22 protein-coding genes and 2 tRNA genes are annotated in these 18,197 nt (G+C 58.8%); 11 read left to right on the top strand and 13 right to left on the bottom strand.

What is annotated here, in order from left to right; genetic code table 11:
* The first annotated feature begins 4 nt into the window (after positions 1-4).
* The 4 genes from A4E33_RS00595 (at position 5) to A4E33_RS00580 (ending at position 3,290) form a co-directional block, all read left to right on the top strand.
* On the top strand, positions 5-568 hold the full coding sequence (locus tag A4E33_RS00595; RefSeq protein WP_292345432.1) for a DUF655 domain-containing protein: 564 nt from the start codon (positions 5-7) through the stop codon (positions 566-568).
* Entirely contained in the window at positions 565-1,332 is a 768-nt protein-coding gene (gene rsmA / locus A4E33_RS00590; protein ID WP_292345430.1) for a 16S rRNA (adenine(1518)-N(6)/adenine(1519)-N(6))-dimethyltransferase RsmA, read from the top strand. Before A4E33_RS00595 ends, rsmA begins: the two co-directional genes overlap by 4 nt.
* An 81-nt stretch (positions 1,333-1,413) precedes the next feature.
* Complete coding sequence (locus A4E33_RS00585) at positions 1,414-2,469, top strand: DUF1848 domain-containing protein (protein ID WP_292345428.1); 1,056 nt, start codon at positions 1,414-1,416, stop codon at positions 2,467-2,469.
* Between the two features lie 272 nt (positions 2,470-2,741).
* Positions 2,742-3,290: a HemK2/MTQ2 family protein methyltransferase gene (locus tag A4E33_RS00580; RefSeq protein ID WP_292345426.1), complete on the top strand. Its 549-nt coding sequence runs from the start codon at positions 2,742-2,744 to the stop codon at positions 3,288-3,290.
* A 20-nt stretch (positions 3,291-3,310) separates the two neighbouring features.
* Here the strand turns inward: A4E33_RS00580 and A4E33_RS00575 are convergent, their stop codons facing one another.
* From A4E33_RS00575 to A4E33_RS00545, 7 genes are all read right to left on the bottom strand, one after another.
* Entirely contained in the window at positions 3,311-3,490 is a 180-nt protein-coding gene (locus A4E33_RS00575) for a hypothetical protein (protein ID WP_292345425.1), read from the bottom strand.
* Between the two features lie 113 nt (positions 3,491-3,603).
* A complete protein-coding gene (locus tag A4E33_RS00570; protein WP_292345423.1) occupies positions 3,604-4,389 on the bottom strand; it encodes an ABC transporter permease in 786 nt (261 codons plus the stop codon).
* Positions 4,390-4,391: 2 nt separating this feature from the next.
* On the bottom strand, positions 4,392-5,252 hold the full coding sequence (locus tag A4E33_RS00565) for an ABC transporter ATP-binding protein (RefSeq protein ID WP_292345452.1): 861 nt from the start codon (positions 5,250-5,252) through the stop codon (positions 4,392-4,394).
* Between the two features lie 207 nt (positions 5,253-5,459).
* Complete coding sequence (locus tag A4E33_RS00560; protein WP_292345421.1) at positions 5,460-5,882, bottom strand: phosphate-starvation-inducible PsiE family protein; 423 nt, start codon at positions 5,880-5,882, stop codon at positions 5,460-5,462.
* A 93-nt stretch (positions 5,883-5,975) separates the two neighbouring features.
* Positions 5,976-6,461 carry a HEAT repeat domain-containing protein gene (locus tag A4E33_RS00555; RefSeq protein ID WP_292345419.1) on the bottom strand — a complete coding sequence of 162 codons (486 nt, stop codon included), beginning with the start codon at positions 6,459-6,461 and terminating at the stop codon, positions 5,976-5,978.
* A gap of 7 nt (positions 6,462-6,468) precedes the next feature.
* Complete coding sequence (locus A4E33_RS00550; protein WP_292345417.1) at positions 6,469-6,822, bottom strand: hypothetical protein; 354 nt, start codon at positions 6,820-6,822, stop codon at positions 6,469-6,471.
* A gap of 218 nt (positions 6,823-7,040) precedes the next feature.
* Complete coding sequence (locus A4E33_RS00545) at positions 7,041-7,394, bottom strand: hypothetical protein (protein ID WP_292345415.1); 354 nt, start codon at positions 7,392-7,394, stop codon at positions 7,041-7,043.
* Positions 7,395-7,606: 212 nt separating this feature from the next.
* Between A4E33_RS00545 and A4E33_RS00540 the strand changes: the two genes are divergently transcribed.
* Both A4E33_RS00540 and A4E33_RS00535 read left to right on the top strand, forming a co-directional pair.
* Complete coding sequence (locus A4E33_RS00540; protein ID WP_292345413.1) at positions 7,607-7,756, top strand: hypothetical protein; 150 nt, start codon at positions 7,607-7,609, stop codon at positions 7,754-7,756.
* A gap of 182 nt (positions 7,757-7,938) precedes the next feature.
* Positions 7,939-8,805 carry a hypothetical protein gene (locus tag A4E33_RS00535; RefSeq protein ID WP_292345411.1) on the top strand — a complete coding sequence of 289 codons (867 nt, stop codon included), beginning with the start codon at positions 7,939-7,941 and terminating at the stop codon, positions 8,803-8,805.
* Between the two features lie 150 nt (positions 8,806-8,955).
* Here A4E33_RS00535 and A4E33_RS00530 read toward each other — a convergent pair.
* Positions 8,956-9,030 (bottom strand) — tRNA-Glu (locus A4E33_RS00530).
* Between the two features lie 488 nt (positions 9,031-9,518).
* On the opposite strand from A4E33_RS00530, the gene A4E33_RS00525 reads away from it, so the two are divergent.
* Positions 9,519-10,631 (top strand): GTP-binding protein, encoded by a 1,113-nt coding sequence (locus A4E33_RS00525; RefSeq protein ID WP_292345409.1) that lies wholly within the window; start codon positions 9,519-9,521, stop codon positions 10,629-10,631.
* 132 nt (positions 10,632-10,763) lie between these two features.
* Positions 10,764-11,903 carry an ATP-binding protein gene (locus tag A4E33_RS00520; RefSeq protein WP_292345407.1) on the top strand — a complete coding sequence of 380 codons (1,140 nt, stop codon included), beginning with the start codon at positions 10,764-10,766 and terminating at the stop codon, positions 11,901-11,903.
* Positions 11,904-11,972: 69 nt separating this feature from the next.
* Here A4E33_RS00520 and A4E33_RS00515 read toward each other — a convergent pair whose 3' ends face one another.
* A complete protein-coding gene (locus tag A4E33_RS00515) occupies positions 11,973-13,091 on the bottom strand; it encodes a tRNA (guanine(10)-N(2))-dimethyltransferase (protein ID WP_292345405.1) in 1,119 nt (372 codons plus the stop codon).
* A 60-nt stretch (positions 13,092-13,151) separates the two neighbouring features.
* Here A4E33_RS00515 and A4E33_RS00510 point away from each other — a divergent pair.
* The 3 genes from A4E33_RS00510 (at position 13,152) to A4E33_RS00500 (ending at position 14,623) form a co-directional block, all read left to right on the top strand.
* A tRNA-Arg gene (locus tag A4E33_RS00510) sits at positions 13,152-13,226 on the top strand.
* Between the two features lie 55 nt (positions 13,227-13,281).
* Positions 13,282-14,121, top strand: coding sequence for a geranylgeranylglycerol-phosphate geranylgeranyltransferase (locus A4E33_RS00505; RefSeq protein WP_292345403.1), 840 nt, complete (start codon positions 13,282-13,284; stop codon positions 14,119-14,121).
* An 88-nt stretch (positions 14,122-14,209) separates the two neighbouring features.
* Positions 14,210-14,623, top strand: coding sequence for a polymer-forming cytoskeletal protein (locus A4E33_RS00500; protein WP_292345401.1), 414 nt, complete (start codon positions 14,210-14,212; stop codon positions 14,621-14,623).
* Here A4E33_RS00500 and A4E33_RS00495 read toward each other — a convergent pair.
* Genes A4E33_RS00495 through A4E33_RS00480 form a run of 4 tightly spaced genes read right to left on the bottom strand, consistent with a single transcriptional unit; the run spans position 14,588 to position 18,195 of the window.
* Positions 14,588-15,289, bottom strand: a complete 702-nt coding sequence (locus tag A4E33_RS00495) for a DUF116 domain-containing protein (RefSeq protein WP_292345399.1) — start codon at positions 15,287-15,289, stop codon at positions 14,588-14,590. The genes A4E33_RS00500 and A4E33_RS00495 overlap by 36 nt on opposite strands.
* Positions 15,290-15,315: 26 nt before the next feature.
* Positions 15,316-16,356, bottom strand: a complete 1,041-nt coding sequence (gene mtnA, locus A4E33_RS00490) for an S-methyl-5-thioribose-1-phosphate isomerase (RefSeq protein ID WP_292345397.1) — start codon at positions 16,354-16,356, stop codon at positions 15,316-15,318.
* On the bottom strand, positions 16,353-17,705 hold the full coding sequence (locus tag A4E33_RS00485; RefSeq protein WP_292345395.1) for a CoB--CoM heterodisulfide reductase iron-sulfur subunit A family protein: 1,353 nt from the start codon (positions 17,703-17,705) through the stop codon (positions 16,353-16,355). The genes mtnA and A4E33_RS00485 overlap by 4 nt, the downstream gene beginning before the upstream one ends.
* On the bottom strand, positions 17,698-18,195 hold the full coding sequence (locus A4E33_RS00480) for a gamma carbonic anhydrase family protein (protein ID WP_292345393.1): 498 nt from the start codon (positions 18,193-18,195) through the stop codon (positions 17,698-17,700). The genes A4E33_RS00485 and A4E33_RS00480 overlap by 8 nt, the downstream gene beginning before the upstream one ends.
* Between the last annotated feature and the right edge of the window lie 2 nt (positions 18,196-18,197).

Here is an 18,197-nt window from a genome sequence, read left to right as displayed (position 1 = left end):
TGGCATGAAGGCCGAGAAAAAAGAGGTTAACGCAATAGTACTGGATGTGCTCATGAAGGGGCATGCCGAGGATCCCCGCCCGGCATTCAAGCGGGAACCGGTGGTCCAGGCCATGGGTATCGAGCAGTTCAAGCTCCTCGAGCTCGTCCCGAAACCCACGGCAACGCTTGATCTCCACGAGAAGGTGTATATCGGTGATGCCGAGCGGGATAAGATAGAACGGGTCAAGCGACGGATCAGCTACACGGAGCTGACGCACACGGCCCAGGGAGAGCTTCCCTTTGTCATCGAAGAAGTGATCAAAAGCCGCGAGCAGGATTTTGTCACCTTCTTCAACAAGGCTATATCCATCACGCCCAAGCTCCACATGCTCCACCTCCTTCCGGGTATCGGCAAGAAACTGATGTGGGAGATCCTTGAGCAGCGCAATAAAAAACCGTTCGAGAGCTTTTCGGATATCTCCGCCCGGATCAAATCCATCCCCCACCCGGAGAAGATGATCCAGGCCCGTATCCTCGAGGAACTCCAGGACAAGGACGTCAAGTACCACCTCTTCACCACGCGATGAAAGCGTACCACGACCAGCACTTCCTCACTGACCAGAACGCGGTTAACCGGATCGCAGATCTTGAGGATGTCCGGGGAAAACGGGTGCTCGAGATCGGGCCGGGCAACGGGGCACTCACCCGCGCCCTGCTCGACCGTGGTGCTTTCGTCCATGCCATCGAGCTCGACAGCATCCTGTGTGAGCAGCTGAACGAGATTTTTTCCGATGAGATCTCCGGTGGCCGGCTCACGGTGCAGCATGGTGATGCCACGAAGTGCCCGTATCCTCCCTTCGAGATTACGGTCTCAAACCTTCCCTATTCTGCATCTTCCAAGATCACGTTCCGGCTGCTTGAGGCGGGTTTTTCTGTCGGGGTCCTGATGTACCAGAGCGAATTCGCCGAGCGGATGGTTGCAAAGGCCGGCACCAAGGACTGCGGGCGCCTCTCCATCATGGTCCAGACCTACGCAGCGGTCCAGATCTGCTTCCGCCTGCCCCCCCAGTGCTTTACGCCAAAACCGCAGGTGCATTCAACGGTTGTGAAGATATTCCCCCGCGAACCGATCTTTCCCATCAATGACCGGCACCTGTACGCGGACGTGGTTCGGGCGCTCTTCTCTCACCGGCGGAAGACGGTCAGGAACTGCCTGAAGGGATCGGCAGGCAGCATGCTCTCGCCGCTCTGGGTGGAGCGGGCAATCGCTGCCCTGCCGGACGAGATCCTCACGAGCAGACCGGAGGCCCTCTATCTCGAGGATTTTGCAACGATTGCCAATATTCTGTGAACAGGACCGTGTTTCTGCTCCTGGAATGTTTTTTCTGTTCAACGGTCTTCTTACCCGGTATCGCACTCAGGGGGTGCTCCTGTGAGATGGAAAGGCTGGGAAAAGGTCCCGCTCACCATACCCGATCCGGCAGCGCCCGGGAATACCCGGACCGTCGACGCAATAGCACCGCTCATCATCTCAGCCAGCCGCTCGACTGATATCCCGGCATTCTACGGGGACTGGTTCCTGTCGCGTCTCCGGGAAGGATACGTCCGGTGGAAGAGCCCGTTCGGGGGAAATCCCGTCTGCGTTTCCTTTGCGAAGACAAGGGTCTTCGTGTTCTGGTCCAAGAATCCTTCACCGTTCCTGCCGTGTCTCGATGCGCTCGACCGCACGGGATATAACTATTATTTCCTGTACACCCTGAACGATTACGAGAAGGAAGGACTCGAGCCGGGCGTTCCCGCGCTGAACGAACGTATCGATACCTTCATCCGGCTCTCGCGTCGCATCGGCAATGGCAGGGTCGTCTGGCGGTTCGATCCCCTCGTCCTGTCGGACCGGATTACTGTCGGCGACCTGCTGGAGAAGATCCGTTGTATCGGCGACCGCATCGCCCCCTTCACCCGCAGGCTTGTCTTCAGCTTCGTTGATATTGAAAAATACATGAAGGTACGGCGGAACCTGCAGGCAGCAGGAATCACCGGTGCCCGCGAATTCACGGAAAACGAAGTGGAGGAGTTCTGTTGCGGCCTCGCCTCCCTCAACCGGCGGTGGGACCTCACGGTCACAGCCTGTGCGGAGGGCAGGGACCTCTCCCGGTTTGGTATCGGCAGGGGGCAGTGCATCAGCAGCGACCTGATGGTCCGGGAGTTCGGGAAAGACCGGGTCCTGATGGATTTCCTGCAGCCCGCCGGGCAGCAGGTCCTTGCCGGCAGTTCAACCGCCTCTGATGCATTACGCTGGCTGAAGGATCCTGGTCAGCGCAACACCTGCTGCTGCATCGTATCGAAGGATATCGGCGAGTATTCCACCTGCATGCATCTCTGCTCATACTGCTACGCCAACACCTCGCAGGAGTCAGCCCGGAGGAAATACGCTGAATATTGCCTCAACCGGGATCGCGGGATCTTCCACGATACGATAACCGGCTGATCCCTGTCACCCCGGGATCCTGTAGAAAACCGGGGTAAATTCCTCTCTTTTATTCAATCCGGGCTCCTGTCCGGAGTCTATTCCTGATACTACGGCATAATTGGTTTCCATTCTCCCAAAAATCGGGTATAATCCCCCGGTTTCTTATCATAAACTGCCGGCAGGTTTATGTAACGCTGGTTTTTCGGACGCACCATGAACGGAAAATTTTCTGACGGAGTTCCCTGCAGGAAATCGCTTTTTTGCGCTGCCCGTCCAATGGTACCCTGACCATGAAGTACGATCCGTCCCAGGTCTATTCCCCTGAGGCAGATACCGTCCTCCTTCTCGAGGCAGCCCGGGCGGAAGCAGGGCCCGGCGACCGTGTCCTCGAAGTAGGTACAGGTTCCGGGCTGATTGCCCGCGAGATTGCGAAGATCGCCCGCGTTGTCGCGACTGACATCAATCCCCATGCCGTCATCGCTGCACGCGATGCCTGTACCGGTGTAATCCGGGCCGATCTCCTGAGAGGGATCCGGGGGCCGTTCGACCTTGTCCTGTTCAATCCTCCGTACCTGCCAACCCGGCCGGAGGAGCGGATGGACGACTGGCTCGAGTATGCCCTCGATGGCGGGGACAACGGTCGTGCCGTGATAGAACGGTTCGCAGGCGATGTCGGGAGGGTCCTTGCCCCGGGAGGGCGGATCCTGCTCCTGATATCGTCACTCACGGGTCTGGCCGAAGTCCGGGATCTCTTCTCCCGAACCGGTTATGCAGTCAGCATTATGCTGCAGCAGCCGGTTGAGGATGAAGTTCTGTATGTCCTGAAAATTAACCGTTAATTGGCGTTCTGCCCCCCGTGTCACTTGTGCATCTGCATGATGACGACCATGATACTGGTGACGTGGATTACCCCGATACTGCACATGCCTTTCTCCAAGAGTGTGATGTCCGATGGAAGGAAGATCGGGGCGGAAAGGCCGGCGGTTGACAGGAAGCAGGGCAGGAACACCTGCACCCGGCGGGCCATGCTGGTTCTCATGCAGGATTCCGGAATGGATATTATCAGAGCATTCTCCCCGATCCACTCCAGCCCCACGTTATCCGGGCTGCATCAGGTTCACACTGCGTGATCCTCCGCTGCTGCTCGTCCGTTCAGACGATCAGGCGCCGTTTCATCAGGTTGATGGCGATGATACAGCAGAGCACCGTGACCGCCACAATCCATGCGAGATGCAGGAGCACGACCGGTGTAACGGCCGCCAGAGTCAGCATCCGCATTACAGCGACAAGGTGGGTCAGCGGCAGCAGCGCCAGGGCAAGGTACTGGAGGACAACCGGCAGGATCGTGAGCGGGAAGAATGTCCCCGAGAACAGGGTCATGGGCGTGATGAAGAGGAACGCCGGATAGTTCAGGGTATCTATCCCGGGTGTGACGGCAGTAAAGCACATCGCGATGCCCGCAAACATCAGCCCCCCGAGGAATGCAAGCGGGATGGCAAAAAGCGCAAGGGGCAGGGAGATGACCCCGAACGCGGCAAGGACCGGCATCATGATCACGACATAGATAACGCTCCGCGTCGCCCCCCAGAGCAGTTCCCCGGCAATAACGTCCTCGATGGAGAGCGGCGTGGCGATCATTGCGTCGAACGCCTTCTGGTAATACATGCGGACGTACGACCCGTAGGTGCATTCAAAGAACGCGGAGTTCATGACAGCGATGGTGAGGATCGCGGGTGCTATGAAGGTCACGTACGGCTGCCCCTCGACCTCCGGGATATAGGACCCGATACCCATGCCGATGGCAAAGAGGTAGAGGAGCGCCTCGACAAGCGGGGGGAAGAAGTTGACATGCCATGTCCGGATAAAGACGGTGAGGTTGCGATGCCAGACTTTGATGGCACGCCGGCTGAGCGGAGGAAGGGAGAGGATGCCGTTCATGGTCACTCCCGGAGTTTCCTCCCGGTCAGTTTCAGGAACACGTCTTCGAGCGTTGCCGGCCGGGTGATGACCTTCTCGGGTTTGCAGCGGTCCAGGAGGACACGGGCAATGTCGCGCGATGACCCGGTCGCGATCAGGATCATGTCCCCGGCCATCTCGTACGGGACTTTTAAGTCCTGCAGGCAGGCAACGACATCATCGCTCGTTTCGACCTCGACTATCTCCTGCCCGGCATGCTCGCGCACCAGATCGGCCGGCGCGCCCTCGACAAGGATCCTGCCATTGTCCATGATGACGAGCCGATCGCAGAGCCGTGCGGCCTCGTCGAGGTAATGGGTGGTAAGGACGATGGTATTGCCCTGTGCCCGGAGGGCGCGGAGTTTCTCCCACATGAGATGCCGGGCCTGCGGGTCGAGACCGATAGTTGGTTCGTCAAGGATGAGGATCTCCGGGTTGTTGACGAGAGCCCGGGCAAGGATCAGCCGGCGCTTCATTCCGCCGGAGAGTTTCTCGACCGGCACGTCCCGTTTCTCGGTCAGCTGGACAAACTCCAGCAGTTCATCGGCTTTCTGTGCCGCAGCCTCGTCGGGGATATCGAAGTACCGGGCGTACGTGAACAGGTTGCCAAAACAGGTGAAGTCAGGGTCAAGGTTTGTCTCCTGCGGTACTACCCCGATCCGTGCCTTGATTGCAGCCGGTTCCATATCCGGGTTCATGCCGAGAACCACAAGGCTTCCCGATGTCTTCGGGGATACGCAGGCAATCATCTTCATGGTCGTTGTTTTGCCCGCACCGTTGGGGCCGAGGAAACCGAAGACCTCGCCTTTCTGCACGCTGAATGCGATCCCGTCCACAGCAGTCATGCTGCCGAATGTCTTGTACAGGTTCTTTGCCTGGATGACGTCCGGTATGCTGGCCGGGCGGATATCCTTGGTTGGGGATACCGGCCCGTGAAGGGAGGGGACCTTGTTCATGCTATATTCAACCTGGTATGTACGTGTTCTGTTATATATAGGCTTTATGAAATAAAATTTAAAAAATTAAATTTAATTTCCATCCAAGGGCGGCACTTACGGGACCATTTCGGGTTTGACGAAGACGATACCGGCAATCAGGACTGCAAGGAGGGTCACAGTTGCGAACATGGTCAGGGGATCGATGGCCTCCATGTTGTAGACGAGGATATGGCGGATCATGCCGGTGAAACCCGCAACGAGCAGTGCCCTTACCTCCACGTGTTTTGTCCGGAAATAGACCGTAACGGTCTCGAACAGCACAATGATGGTGATCGTAAGCAGGAGCGCATTAATGACATCGATGATACTGACCGGTACCGCGGAAGGCACGGCAAGGCGCCAGATCAGCAGCCCGGCATCCCAGACCGAGAAGACCGCGATGATCGTGAGCATGATCGCGACGATGGTGTAGAGCACGAGGGGAACGACCGAGAAGAAGTTCGTGAGGATCTCGGTCAGGTTTGGTTTTTCCGGCATCAGGACTGTCACCTTCCACTGCACTGAGTGTAGCTGGTCAGGAATAAAAAGAATGATGGCCCGGATAATCCGGAGTCTGTGTGAACTGAAGGATTATCCGTGGGATACCCGTCTTTTCCGGATCTTCGCGATCGCTGCATCAGCAGATTCCCGGACCCCCGAGAAGGGATCGCTGCCCAGTGTTTCAAGCGGACCGATTGCCCGGGGATCACCCAGCCTTCCCAGGACATCAGCAGCACCAGTCCTCACCCGGTCATCGGAGTCTTTCAGGCAGGAGATGAGCGACGGTATTGCCCGTGGATCCCGTATTCTCCCGAGTGCCGCGATTCCGGCGATACGGGTCTCTGTATCGGCGTTTGCGATCGCTGCGATAAGCGACGGGACAGCATCGGAATCCCCGAGCCGGCCGAGCGCATGGATGCACTCCCGGCGGACCCGGGGGTGCGGGTCGGACAATGCGTGGATGAGGGGAGCGGTTGCTGAAGGGTTCCCTGATTTGCCCAGTGCTGCCGCTGCTGCCATGCGATCCCTGATGGAAGGACGGCTGAGTGCATCAATCATTGAAGAAATGTCGGTCATGCATGTATCAGTGCCGGCACTCGTTTCCGGATTCGTACGCCGCGATGACCTTTCGTGCAGCCTCCGGTGACAGGCGGTCATGGATGATCTTCACCAGGGCCTCAACGTCTTCCACAGGCATGCAGCCCATGCTCTCCTCGCCGTTTTCTATCATTCCTGCAATGTACGTCAGTTCATCGTCGGTGAGCCTCGTAATCCGACCGATGAAATCATTGTTGTCCTCGGCAAAATGGTTGGAGACCGGGGGAAGGATGGAATGGAACATATGGCCCGACCCCGAGCAGGTAAGATCACCGCATTCCGGTGCAAGTTTCCTGAGTATCGCGATATCCTTTTCATCAAGCTCCCGCGGCATAAACATCTCCAGGGTACTTATTTCGCCGGCTTTGGAATAAACGTGCGGGATGGGCACCGGTCGCTGTCCCGGTCCGGCCAGGTCCCGCCATTGATCCGGCATTCCCCGCGATCCTTTGTTTTCGGTGAATAACTGATGCAGTCAGAGCACGTGGGCATATATTCCACTCATCACTGATGGAAGATTATGATTGCGGCATAACCGGCCGGGCTGAAAAAAGGGGATCAGAAGCCCAGCCATTTTTTGATCCGGTCAAAAAAGCCGCCGGATGATTTCTTCTGGGATTTGGGCTGGATCGTGCTCTCGCGGTGGATGGTCCGGTGCTGGACCGGGGCCTCCCGCGGGGGGATGTCCTGCAGGGTTCCCTGCGATGTGCTGGTATCGGGCTCAAAACCCCAGGTGAACCCGATCTTGTACGCACGCTCGTTCTCCCGGATCCATGTTGCCGCGTTCATGTATCCGCGGTCTTCTGCTTTCTTGATGGTGTCCTGGTGGTCCTGGGTGAAATGGATCTCGCGCATGAGGGCGACCAGCTCATCATAGACCTTTACGGGGACCTTGATCTTCTCCCTGCTCATAGATTCTCATATAAGGTTTATGCCCGGTAACGATATTTAATGATTCCCATAAAAAACGCCAAAAAATCGGATTAATCGCTGTACGGGCGGTTCATGGCGGTCAAAACACGCATCGCACAACATTGATAAGTCTTCTGGTCAATTGTCCATCATATTCAGGAGGATTGTGTACTGTGGGAAAAGTTATCTTTGAGGGTGATGATTTCAAACGCATGCTGAGGACCGATATGGCTGCACTGCAGCGGCTCGTTGATGCAAAAAAGTTCGGTATATTCGAAGTGAAGTACAAGGATTCCAGAATCAAGGTCGAGATCAGGAAAAAGGGCGATGATATCATCGTGAAGAGGTGGCGCCCGGTCTGATCCATTCTTCTTTTCCTTTACCTGTTGCACCGTAATTTCTCACCCGTCATGGCGTGCTGCATGCTGACAGCATCGCTGTGACCATGATATGACTGAAAATCCACGGCTTTCCTGCAGGCATCTTGTATCGGCAGGTGAGCGATGGGAAATGCTAATCCTCTGAAAGATGAACTATGAGATCAATGTCAGGATTGCGGACGGTACTCATTGTCCTTATTCTTCTCTCCTGCTCTCTTTCGGCAGGATGCATAATATCGTCCGGAAAAAACCCGGCTCCCCCCGCGGAGGGTATCACAACAATCTCCCCGTCCGTGACGGAACCCGCAGCGTCCGCCTCTCCCGGTATTTCCGCAGCTGGAACAACAGCGGCACCTCAGGAGACTGTCACGGTGGTCCGATATGTCCCCCGGCTGAAGGATCTCAGGGACCCGGAACTCCTGTTTGCCATCAGGGTTCCTGCCGAATGGAATGTATCGACATGGCGCCTGATGAAAGCGGACCTGCCGGATTACCGCACGGACCTGGTTTCCGGGGGCGTCTTCTCGGTCTGGTCGTATCCCAGTTCCCGGAGCCGGGAACAGGCATACCGGGACCAGTACCGTCTGTGGTCGCCTGCCCCCACGGAATCAACGGTGACGATAAACGGCATCCGGTACGACCGGTTCGAGAGCAGGTCGGCCGGGAATACGTCGGTTGCCTATATCATGGATACCAACAGCGCGAACGAGCGGGGGTATGCCGGCGTTCTGGTATTCACGGCCCGGGACTGCAACCGGTTCGAGCTGGAGGATTTCGAGCAGGTTGTATCATCATTCCGGTATTATCCCCGGAGTACCGGCGCAACAGTCCCGGGCACGGTGATTCCCCTGTATGATCTTACCGGGGCGGTCGTTCCCCCAAAGGATTCCGTGCGGGATGTCCGGATGTTCGACTCCTCCGACTGGGATGGTGGCGGGGGGAGCGCTTCGGACGGCGTTACTGCCGGCCAGGAAGCCTCCGAGAGCAGTTCCTCCGGCGGGAGTTCCTCGGGCGGCGGCTGCCACCGGTGAAGAGCCGGGAGAACGGCCCCTTTTTTTTCCGGATTTGATGGTCTGACGATCCTTCCCCGGCGATTGTCCCGGTTCAGGATTCAAGACACTGCTTCCGACTCCGCTGGCCTGACAAAAGAACGAAAACAGCGATCGGACAGCCGATCAGGATGCTGCTATGGGGATTCGAACCCCAGTCGCGAGCGTGAGAGGCTCGCATGATTGGCCGGACTACACTATAGCAGCAGTTGCCCTCTTATTTACGACATCGGGTTACTTAAACATGTTGATACTCCCTGATCAGGAGTCTGCCGTTACTCCGGCATTGCCTGAGGAAGGCGACCGGTAATGCCCCTGCCGTGTGCCGGTTGTGGATATCCGGAAATACCGGCCCGGAATGGTGAGGGGGTCGGAGGGGATAATCACGTCTCTGCATCCGGGAGGTTCAAACAGGATTTACACCGGAAAATTCTCCCCGCCTTCTCCTGTCCGGGTCCCGTTCCGCTCAATTATCCCCAATGACCCCCCATCTGATCCTGCCTGAACCCTGCCGGTATCCCCTCAATTCACGAGTGAAATATGTCACCGGATGCAGGCTTGCGCGGAAGGGGGGTCAGTGGGGATAAAAACCGGGGCCCGGGTCTGTGCAGCGGCCGGGGCATCCGGAACGATCGTTTCCCTCTCCTGCACGGGGGAACAACTATATCCCGTACGTGCGGCGAATACTATAGGAAATGAGTAGTCTTGAGGAGCAGATCAAGGAGCTTGAAGACGAGTTAGTCAGGACTCCCTACAACAAGGCTACGTCCAAGCACATCGGCCGCGTCAAGGCGAAGATTGCCCGGCTCAAGGACGAGGCAGTCAACCGGGCAATGAAGGCCGGTGGCGGCGGGGAAGGCTACCAGGTCAGGAAATCCGGTGACGCAACGGCCGTTCTCGTCGGGTTCCCGTCCACCGGTAAGAGCACCCTTCTCAACAAGCTGACCGGCACGGACAGTGCAGTCGGAGCATACGCTTTTACCACGCTCACCGTTGTTCCCGGGGCCCTTGAACACAAGGGCGCAAAGATCCAGCTCCTCGATATTCCCGGGCTCATCGCCGGCGCTGCGATGGGGAAAGGCCGGGGCAAGGAAGTCATTGCCGTCGTGCGGAATGCCGATATCATCATCATCCTTGTGGATGTCTTCAACGAGCAGCACTTCGATGTCCTCCTCCGTGAACTCTACGATGCCGGCATCCGGATCAACGTACCGAAACCCGACATCACCATCAAGAAGTCCTCGCATGGCGGCATCCGCCTCAATGCCGTCGGCACACTCGACCTCGATATCGAGGAGGTGCGGTCGATCCTTGCCGAGAGCAAGATGATGAACGCCGATATCCTGATCCGCGGGAACGCAACGCAGGACGATCTCATCGACGCCGTGCAGGGCAACCGCATGTATATCCCGGCTTTCATCGCGGTCAACAAGGTCGACCTCGTGGACAAGGAGCGGTACCTCGAGATCGAGCACGATATCGGTGGCAGGTTCGGGAACCCGCCGATCATGATCTCCGCGGCAGCAGGGTTCCATCTCGAGGAGCTCAAGGACGCCCTCTACGACTGCCTCGGGTTCATCCGTGTCTATCTCAAACCCCACGGAGGTGAGGCGGACCTCGAGGAACCCCTCATCATCCGCAGGGGGAGCACGGTCGAGGATATCTGCAACAAGCTCCACCGGGATTTTGCCGAGAAATTCCGGTATGCCCGGATCTGGGGCAAATCGGTCAAGCACCCGGGCCAGCGGGTCGGCCTCACCCATACAATGACTGACGGGGACCTGCTCACGATTATCGTAGAACGATAATCCTGCCGTTTGCGGGCATTCAACCACAGGAAAAGGTATATTTTGCCGTACGGCAATTTTAAAAACAGGGAAAACCTTTCCTTACGGGTTAAACGGTCTGTTCCGGTACGGTACCCTGGAGGCGACGGGAGTTTGTCAGACGAAAGAACCAAGAGCGGGATACCGGGCAGGAGCGCTGGCGAGGCAGATGCCGGGAATATACCGCTTCCCGTAACCTTCAGGGATGCATTCCCCGGACTGTTCCTGCAATGCGGGGACGGTATCATCCTGACCGACGGGTCAGGAACCGTTGCTGGATGGAATCCTGCAATGGAACGGTTCACCGGGCTTGCCGGTCCTGCCGTTCTCGGGAAGCCACTGCCTGACGTGCTGTTCCAGCTGCTCCCTGAGGATAAGAAGGTCCCCGGTTCCCTCGATGTCATCAGACAGCAGGTTCTCCCCGTACCGGCAGCCAGCGGGACTGCGGCTCCCCGCAGGACAGAACACGAGATCCGCGGCCCGGATTCAGGAGTCCGTGTCCTTGAATCCTGTACGGTCTGGATACCCGGGGAGAATTCCCTGACAGGGATAGCGATCCTCCGCGACATAACCCGGCACCGGCGCCTGCTCCGGGACATGAAGGACCGGTACCAGAAGTTCAGCAAAATGAGCAGCGTTTCCCGGCATGATATCAACAACCAGCTGACCATCCTGAACGGGTACCTCGCCCTGCTGGAGGCTGGAACCCCTTCGATGAAGAGCAGCGACATCATCGGGATCCTGCAGCGGGCATCCGCCAGGATCCAGCGCATCCTGAAATTCACCCGGGACTATCAGGAGATCGGGGCAGAGCCTCCCGCATGGCAGGTCCTCGCCGATACGATCCGGGTTGCAAAAACCATGACCGAACCGGGAAATGTCAGGATTTCTACGGACGGGACCTGCAATCATGTCGCGATCTTTGCAGATCCCACGCTGGTCAGGGTATTTTCCAATCTCATCGAGAACTCCATCCGCCATGGTGAGAATGTCTCGGAGATCCGAATCAGCTGCCGTGAGGAGGGTGGCCGGCTCGTCATCGTGTATGAAGATAACGGGATCGGCATCGCTCCAAGGACCCGTGCACTCCTCTTCGAACATGGCAAGGGGAAAGATACCGGTTATGGCACCTTCCTTGCCCGCGAAATCCTCGCGGTTACCGGTATCTCGATTGCCGAGACGGGGGCACAGGGCAAAGGCGCCCGGTTCGAGATCACCGTGCCGGAACGATCGTTCAGGCCGGCAGGTCCATAACCCCCCGCGCAGACTTCCCTTTCCCGCGATCACGGGAGAGATCGGTCCGTATGCCCCTTCAAAACGGGATTATGACGATCGTCCAACCGCATCCAGGATGACGCTGAGCGGGGCTTCCGTCTTAATGCCGTAGCCGGAAAAATGGGTCCGTGTTGCAGGGTAGCCGGCAGCACGGATCCGGTCAAGAACCGTCCCGATATGAGGCGGCGAGCAGCGCAGCGCCTTCGCGATATGGTGGTAATCGTAGAACGTTGACACCGGCAGTTCCTGCCTGCAGGTGTCCAGCAGGGGGATGATGTCTTTCTTTGTCCCGAGCTCCCGTTCCGCTGCTGCTGCCAGCATGCGGCAGACGATATCGCCGTCCCGGGTACTCCCGAGCCAGAGCGGCCCGACCGGCTGCAGCGGCTCGGTGCAGTGCGGGCAGGTGCGGTCGTGCGCGAGCAGGCCCGGCAGCTCCTCGCGGTACGGGCATCTCCTGCACTGGTAGATGTATCCCAGGCGCTTCAGGGTCTCGTCCGCGGCCTGTGCTCCCCGGAGCAGCCGGAGGTGGAGCCGGGTATAATGCTCCCGGGCATAGCAGAAGAGCGGCGTTACGCCACGGTCGTACTTTACCGTCTGCCGGGCGACAAACCCGAGCAGGATCCGGAGGCCGACCTCGCAGTGGTACTCGGTATTCATCGGCACCGCACCGTACCGGCGGATGCCAGCTTTCAGGTGGGCGCCGCAGAGGGGTGCGGTATCGGTCGCAGTCACGGAGAGGAACCGCCGGCACCCCCGGATCGCAGCATCGGTGAACATCGCGGGGGTCCCGAACGGATCGAGATCAACCGCATCGAACGACTGCTCCGAGAGCAGGGCATTGACATCCCGTTCCACGACGGTCACGGGAAGGCCGGTGTGCTCCCGGTTCCGTGTTATCAGCCAGACGGAGGCCGGCTCACGGTCGCAGATGGTCACCGGGATACTGCATTCGCCGGCAACCCGCAGCCCCCGGATGCCGGTCGCCCCCATGGCGTCAAGGTAATCGGAGGGTTCGAGGAGAGAGAGGAGCAGGATGGTGATATCCCGGTTCATCTCCATCTTCCGGTTAAAGAAAATCGGCCCGGTGCCCGGCGGGAACCGGGCTGTGGCGTCCTGCACCGGCACGAGCACCGTTGTTGTCCCCTCCCTCACCTCTGTCAGGTCCATTGCGCACATCTGTTGCAGCCCAAAAAACATATACATATTCCCCCGCAATGGATATGAGCAGGGCGAGTGGCTTAGCCCGGACATAGCGTCAGCCTCCTAAGCTGAATGCCGGGGGTTCAAATCCCCCCTCGCCCGTTCGTTCCCGACCTTTTCCTGCAGGTTAATTATCCGGCAGTGCGAGAGTTAATCAATGAGCCTTTCCGGCTATGTCTCTATCACCCGCCCGGTCAACTCCCTTGCCGCCGGCCTTGCGGCCATCGTTGCGTACCTCATCGCCACCGGCACGATCATTCCGGAGACCCTGCTCCTCTTTACGGCTGTTGCCCTGATCACGGCTGCAGGGAATGTTATCAACGACTATTTCGACGTGGAGATCGACCGGGTGAACCGGCCGGACCGTCCCATTCCCTCGGGAAAGGTCACCCTTCCCGCATCCCGGGCATTCGCTCTCACGCTCTTCCTTGCCGGTATGCTTGTCTGCCTGAAGACCAATGCCCTCTGCATCGCGATCGCTGTTTTCAACGCACTGCTCCTTATCGTCTATGCAGCCCGGCTGAAACGCACGCCCCTTGTCGGCAATATCGCCGTATCATACCTTGCGGCAAGCATGTTCCTGTTCGGCGGTGCACTGGACGGCGTGCCCGGTATATCGCAGGTCATACCCTTTGCGGCCATGACCTTCTTTGCCATGCTGGCCCGTGAACTTGTCAAGGATGCTGAGGATGTCGAGGGGGACCGGGCGAGCGGTGCAGCAACCCTCCCGATCCTGCAGGGGATTCCGTTCACGCTCCGCCTTGCCTTTTTCAGTGCACTTCTCGGGATAGCAGCAAGCCTGGTACCGTACCTGCGGTGGGGCCTGTGGTATATCGGCGGTATCGCCATTGTCGATATCATCCTTCTTGCAGCTGCGCTCAGGGTAATCCGGTGTACCGATCCCGTTCAGGTGAAAGGATCGGGGGCATCAGACCTGCTCAAGGCAGGCATGTTCGCTTCACTCGTTGTCTTCACCCTCTCGGCCATCATTCTGTAATCCCCGGTGTATATCCCCGGACGTACGGTCCCTTAACGGCGAGCAACAAGTTTATCCCCGAACCGTGCCACATCTGACTGAGGAAGATATGCCGACTGTCATACAGAAGGGCACTGCCTTTTACGCACAGAAAGGGTCCTATTTCGAAGGGAACGTAAAGATCGACGGCGATTTCATCGTCCCTGCCCGTACGCACTTCTGGGGCCGGCTGAACGTGGCGGGAACCCTCGAGCTCGGCCCCCGGTCCAGCGTTGCCCTCGATGTCACCTGCCGGGACGCGGTCATCGGCAGCCAGTGCCGGATCAAAGGCCCGATCACAGCCAGAGGCGATGTCACGGTCCTCGACCATTCCGTTGTCCACACAATCGATGCCGGGGGAAAAGTTATCCTGCGCACCGGCGTCACGGTTGGCGACGTCAGGAGCGGGGACGCCATCATCGTCCACGGCAAGATAAAAAGCGGGAACCTAGTCGGCAAGAGTATGAAGGTCCTCGGGGACTGAGGCAGGGTCGATACCCAGTATGGCGATCTCGTAGAGTTCCGGCCAGTTGTTGATTGTCTCCACGCACCCTTCTTTTAATGTCACGACACCCATCACGACAAGACCCATCTTGTCTGCCATGTCGATGCCCTCCTTGACTTCTGACAGGCACCCGACCCCGACAATCGCTTTCGGCCGGTATTTCTTCACCATCCGTTTGATGAATGAGGACCCGGGAACAATGAATACACGGTAGCCCATTTTCTCGAGAAGGAGATGGGCCCCGCCGACCTCGCACTGCCCGCAGTTCCTGCACTTGAGCCCCTCGGGGGTCAGGTGTGCCGGGCACTTGGAGGAGCGCAGGCACTGCGGCATGAATATCGCGCGGTCCGTGACGGGGATCCTGGCAAATTCCGCTGCATTCATGGAATTCATCAGCTTGATTAAGAACGTATAGAGGTCCCGGTCTTCGAGACCGAAGAAGCGGAACATCGCCTTCATGATACCTTCGAGGAAGACCAGGCCGGACTTGATGAGCTGCGGGAAGTACAGCTTTTTCATCTTGATCGAGTAGAGCGAGATGACAACCAGGATGAACGCGGTGATGAGCGAGCCCAGTATCACGACGATGGTGATCTCGCCGACAATGAAAATGAGGTGGTTCAGGGTGAGAAAATCCAGTGCCATTCTACTCTCGCGTGTGGGGTGCCGGATTATTTAGTCCTTCCCCGTGAAAGGTCTTCCGGTGTGAAGGGCGGGCGGACAACCCCCTTTTCCGTGACAATGGCGGTGACGAGTTCAAGAGGCGTTGCATCGAACGCCGGGTTCTTCACGGAAGCGGCCGGCGGCACAAAAATCCGGTTCCCGATCACGGCGACCTCCTCCCTCCCGCGCTCCTCGATCACGACGTCGACTGCCATCCTTTTCAGATCGAAGGTCGAGAGCGGGGCTGCGACATAGAACGGGATCCCATGGTGGCGGGCACAGACCGCGTGCATGTAGGTCCCGATCTTGTTGAAGACAGCGTCGCGCGTGATCCGGTCGGCCCCGACGATAACGGCATCGATCTTCTCATTCCGCATGATGTGGGCAGCCATGGAGTCCGTGATGACCGTGACCGGAATCCCGTCCCGCAAGAGCTCCCATGCCGTGAGCCGTGCCCCCTGCAGGAGCGGCCGGGTCTCGCACGCGATCACGTTCACCTGCTTTCCCGCCTGGACGGCAGAACGGATAACGCCGAGTGCGGTCCCCCACGACGAACAGGCAAGGGCGCCGGCATTGCAGTGGGTGAGTACCGTGCAGGTGTCCGGGAGCAGCGCTGCACCGTGATCGCCGATGGCGTGGCAGCAGGCGGTATCCTCAATAAAGATCAGTTCTGCCTCTGCAAGAGCCGCTGCCCGTGCAGCCTGTACGTCACGGGTATCCCGCATGGCACCGAGCACCCGGTCGATCCCCCATCCGAGGTTCACGGCGGTCGGGCGGGTTGAGCGGAGCAGTTCCGCATCACGGGTGACCTGTGCATGGAACTGTCCCGGATCCTTTTTCCTGCACAGCGATGCGGAAAGGGCGATGCCGAATGCGCCTGCAACGCCAAGCGCCGGCGCCCCCCGGATCCCGAGTTTCCGGATCGCACGGGCAAGCTGCCGGACACTCCGGCAGGTGACGATACGTTCCCGGCCGGGGAGCAGGGTCTGGTCGATATAGCAGATGCTTCCGGCCTCTTTGTCCCACCAGAGGGTCGGGCCGGGGCTCACTCTGATCGCGACCTGGCCGTCTTCCGGTGTTCCCGTACCGGTTCCGGTCTTTCGGGTATCGTTCCATACGGGGTGTTCACCGGGGCGACTGCATCGCGGTATGCCCGCATGGCAGCCGATCCCCCCGATGAAACGCTGTCCGGGATATCCTTCGGGGCAACTGCCGTCCCGGCAACATAGATCCCCGGGCGCAGCGTTGTCGTGGTGTCGAGGGCATCGTGCACGGTCTTCACAAAGCCGGATTCCTCGAGAGGGATACCGGACTTTTCCGCAAGGGTCGCGAGGGATGGTGCAGGTTCCATGCCAACCGAGAGCACGACAAGGTCGGGGTGCATCACCGTCACCTCGGCGGTCTCGGTGTTCTCGACCTGCACGATCTGGCCGCCCTTGTCGGGGATGATGTCGGACGGCATCCCCCGCAGGAACCGGACGCCGAGTGCCTTCGCCCGCTCGTAGTACTCCTCGTATCCCTTGCCAAATGACCGGATGTCCATGTAGCAGATGGTCACATCTGTATCAGGGGACTTCTCCTTGATCAGGATCGCATTCTTGATGGCCTGCATGCAGCAGACGCAGGAGCAGTATGGCCGGTCGACGGTCATGTCCCGCGATCCGACACACTGGAGGAAGATAATGCTCTTTGGTTTCTCCCCGGTGCTCAGCCGCAGGACCTTTCCCCCGGTGGGGCCGCCGGCATTGATCATCCGCTCCAGCTCGAGGCTGGTGATGACATCGGGAAGGGTGAGGTGACCGAGCTGCGGTTTCTTCTTCGGGTTGAAGACCTCGTACCCGGTAGCAAGGACGATGCTGGCTGCGTCGATGACAATCTCCTTTTCCGTGTCCTCCCGTTTTACCGAACCGGGGCCGCAGACATCGTAGCAGAGTCCGCACTCGATGCAGTGCTCCTGGTCCCTGACAACGATGTCGGGGACTGCCTGCGGGTGCGGCTTGTAGATCGCCTTGCGGACGCCGATCCCGGCATCGAAGCGGTTGTAGACCTCAACCGGGCAGACGAGCACGCAGTCCCCGCAGCCGGTGCAGGTCGTCTCGTCGATATACCGCGGGTGTTTCTTCACCGTAACGCGGAAATGGCCGGCTTCCCCCTCGACCTTCTCCACGTCCGTGCAGGTATGGATGGTAATATTGGGGTGGCGGGAAACATCCACCATCTTGGGCGAGAGGATGCACATCGAGCAGTCGTTTGTCGGGAATGTCTTGTCGAGCATCGCCATGTGGCCGCCGATGGTCGGCTCGCGCTCGATGAGGTCGACATGGATTCCGTGGGAAGCGATGTCGAGGGCAGCCTGGATGCCGGCCACGCCCGCCCCGATGACGACGACGTTACCCATGGCGGGCATACTCCCCGGCAAGCTCGACGTAGGCAGCGGCATTGTTCAGGATATGCTGCTGCTGGTTATCGTCGGCCTGCTTGATCACTTTTCCCGGGACGCCGACGACAACAGAACCATCCGGGATCTCCGCACCTTCGCGGACAACGGCACCTGCCCCGATTACGGATCCCTTGCCGATACGCGCCCCGTTGAGGATGATGGCGCCCATGCCGACGAGCACCTGGTCGGCGATCGTGCAGCCGTGCAGGATGGCTCCGTGGCCGACCGAGACATCGTTCCCCAGAATTACCGGGAACCCTTTGCTGGTATGGACCACACAATTGTCCTGGATATTGGACCGGTCCCCGATCACGATCCGGTCCTTGTCTGCCCGCACGACTGCACCGAACCAGATCCCGACCTGGTTCCCGAGCGTGACATCGCCGATAACCGTGGCGTTGCCGGCCTGAAAAAGAGCCTCCCCGCTGACCTTCCCATCCCAATGCATAA

It is taken from the genome of Methanoregula sp. PtaB.Bin085 (genome assembly GCF_002067035.1).
Lineage (GTDB): Archaea > Halobacteriota > Methanomicrobia > Methanomicrobiales > Methanospirillaceae > Methanoregula.
Note: the sequence above shows the minus strand (reverse complement) of the source record. Positions and strands in the feature narration are given on the sequence as shown.

Bases quoted from the DNA above. Each gene is read 5' to 3' on its own strand.
- A4E33_RS00595 (WP_292345432.1), top strand. From the start codon at position 5: ATGAAGGCCGAGAAAAAAGAGGTTAACGCAATAGTACTGGATGTGCTC.
- rsmA (WP_292345430.1), top strand. From the start codon at position 565: ATGAAAGCGTACCACGACCAGCACTTCCTCACTGACCAGAACGCGGTT.
- A4E33_RS00580 (WP_292345426.1), top strand. From the start codon at position 2,742: ATGAAGTACGATCCGTCCCAGGTCTATTCCCCTGAGGCAGATACCGTC.
- A4E33_RS00575 (WP_292345425.1), bottom strand. From the start codon at position 3,490: ATGAGAACCAGCATGGCCCGCCGGGTGCAGGTGTTCCTGCCCTGCTTC.
- A4E33_RS00570 (WP_292345423.1), bottom strand. From the start codon at position 4,389: ATGAACGGCATCCTCTCCCTTCCTCCGCTCAGCCGGCGTGCCATCAAA.
- A4E33_RS00565 (WP_292345452.1), bottom strand. From the start codon at position 5,252: ATGACTGCTGTGGACGGGATCGCATTCAGCGTGCAGAAAGGCGAGGTC.
- A4E33_RS00560 (WP_292345421.1), bottom strand. From the start codon at position 5,882: ATGCCGGAAAAACCAAACCTGACCGAGATCCTCACGAACTTCTTCTCG.
- A4E33_RS00555 (WP_292345419.1), bottom strand. From the start codon at position 6,461: ATGACCGACATTTCTTCAATGATTGATGCACTCAGCCGTCCTTCCATC.
- A4E33_RS00550 (WP_292345417.1), bottom strand. From the start codon at position 6,822: ATGTTTATGCCGCGGGAGCTTGATGAAAAGGATATCGCGATACTCAGG.
- A4E33_RS00545 (WP_292345415.1), bottom strand. From the start codon at position 7,394: ATGAGCAGGGAGAAGATCAAGGTCCCCGTAAAGGTCTATGATGAGCTG.
- A4E33_RS00540 (WP_292345413.1), top strand. From the start codon at position 7,607: ATGCTGAGGACCGATATGGCTGCACTGCAGCGGCTCGTTGATGCAAAA.
- A4E33_RS00535 (WP_292345411.1), top strand. From the start codon at position 7,939: ATGTCAGGATTGCGGACGGTACTCATTGTCCTTATTCTTCTCTCCTGC.
- A4E33_RS00525 (WP_292345409.1), top strand. From the start codon at position 9,519: ATGAGTAGTCTTGAGGAGCAGATCAAGGAGCTTGAAGACGAGTTAGTC.
- A4E33_RS00515 (WP_292345405.1), bottom strand. From the start codon at position 13,091: ATGGACCTGACAGAGGTGAGGGAGGGGACAACAACGGTGCTCGTGCCG.
- A4E33_RS00505 (WP_292345403.1), top strand. From the start codon at position 13,282: ATGAGCCTTTCCGGCTATGTCTCTATCACCCGCCCGGTCAACTCCCTT.
- A4E33_RS00500 (WP_292345401.1), top strand. From the start codon at position 14,210: ATGCCGACTGTCATACAGAAGGGCACTGCCTTTTACGCACAGAAAGGG.
- A4E33_RS00495 (WP_292345399.1), bottom strand. From the start codon at position 15,289: ATGGCACTGGATTTTCTCACCCTGAACCACCTCATTTTCATTGTCGGC.
- A4E33_RS00485 (WP_292345395.1), bottom strand. From the start codon at position 17,705: ATGGGTAACGTCGTCGTCATCGGGGCGGGCGTGGCCGGCATCCAGGCT.
- A4E33_RS00480 (WP_292345393.1), bottom strand. From the start codon at position 18,195: ATGCATTGGGATGGGAAGGTCAGCGGGGAGGCTCTTTTTCAGGCCGGC.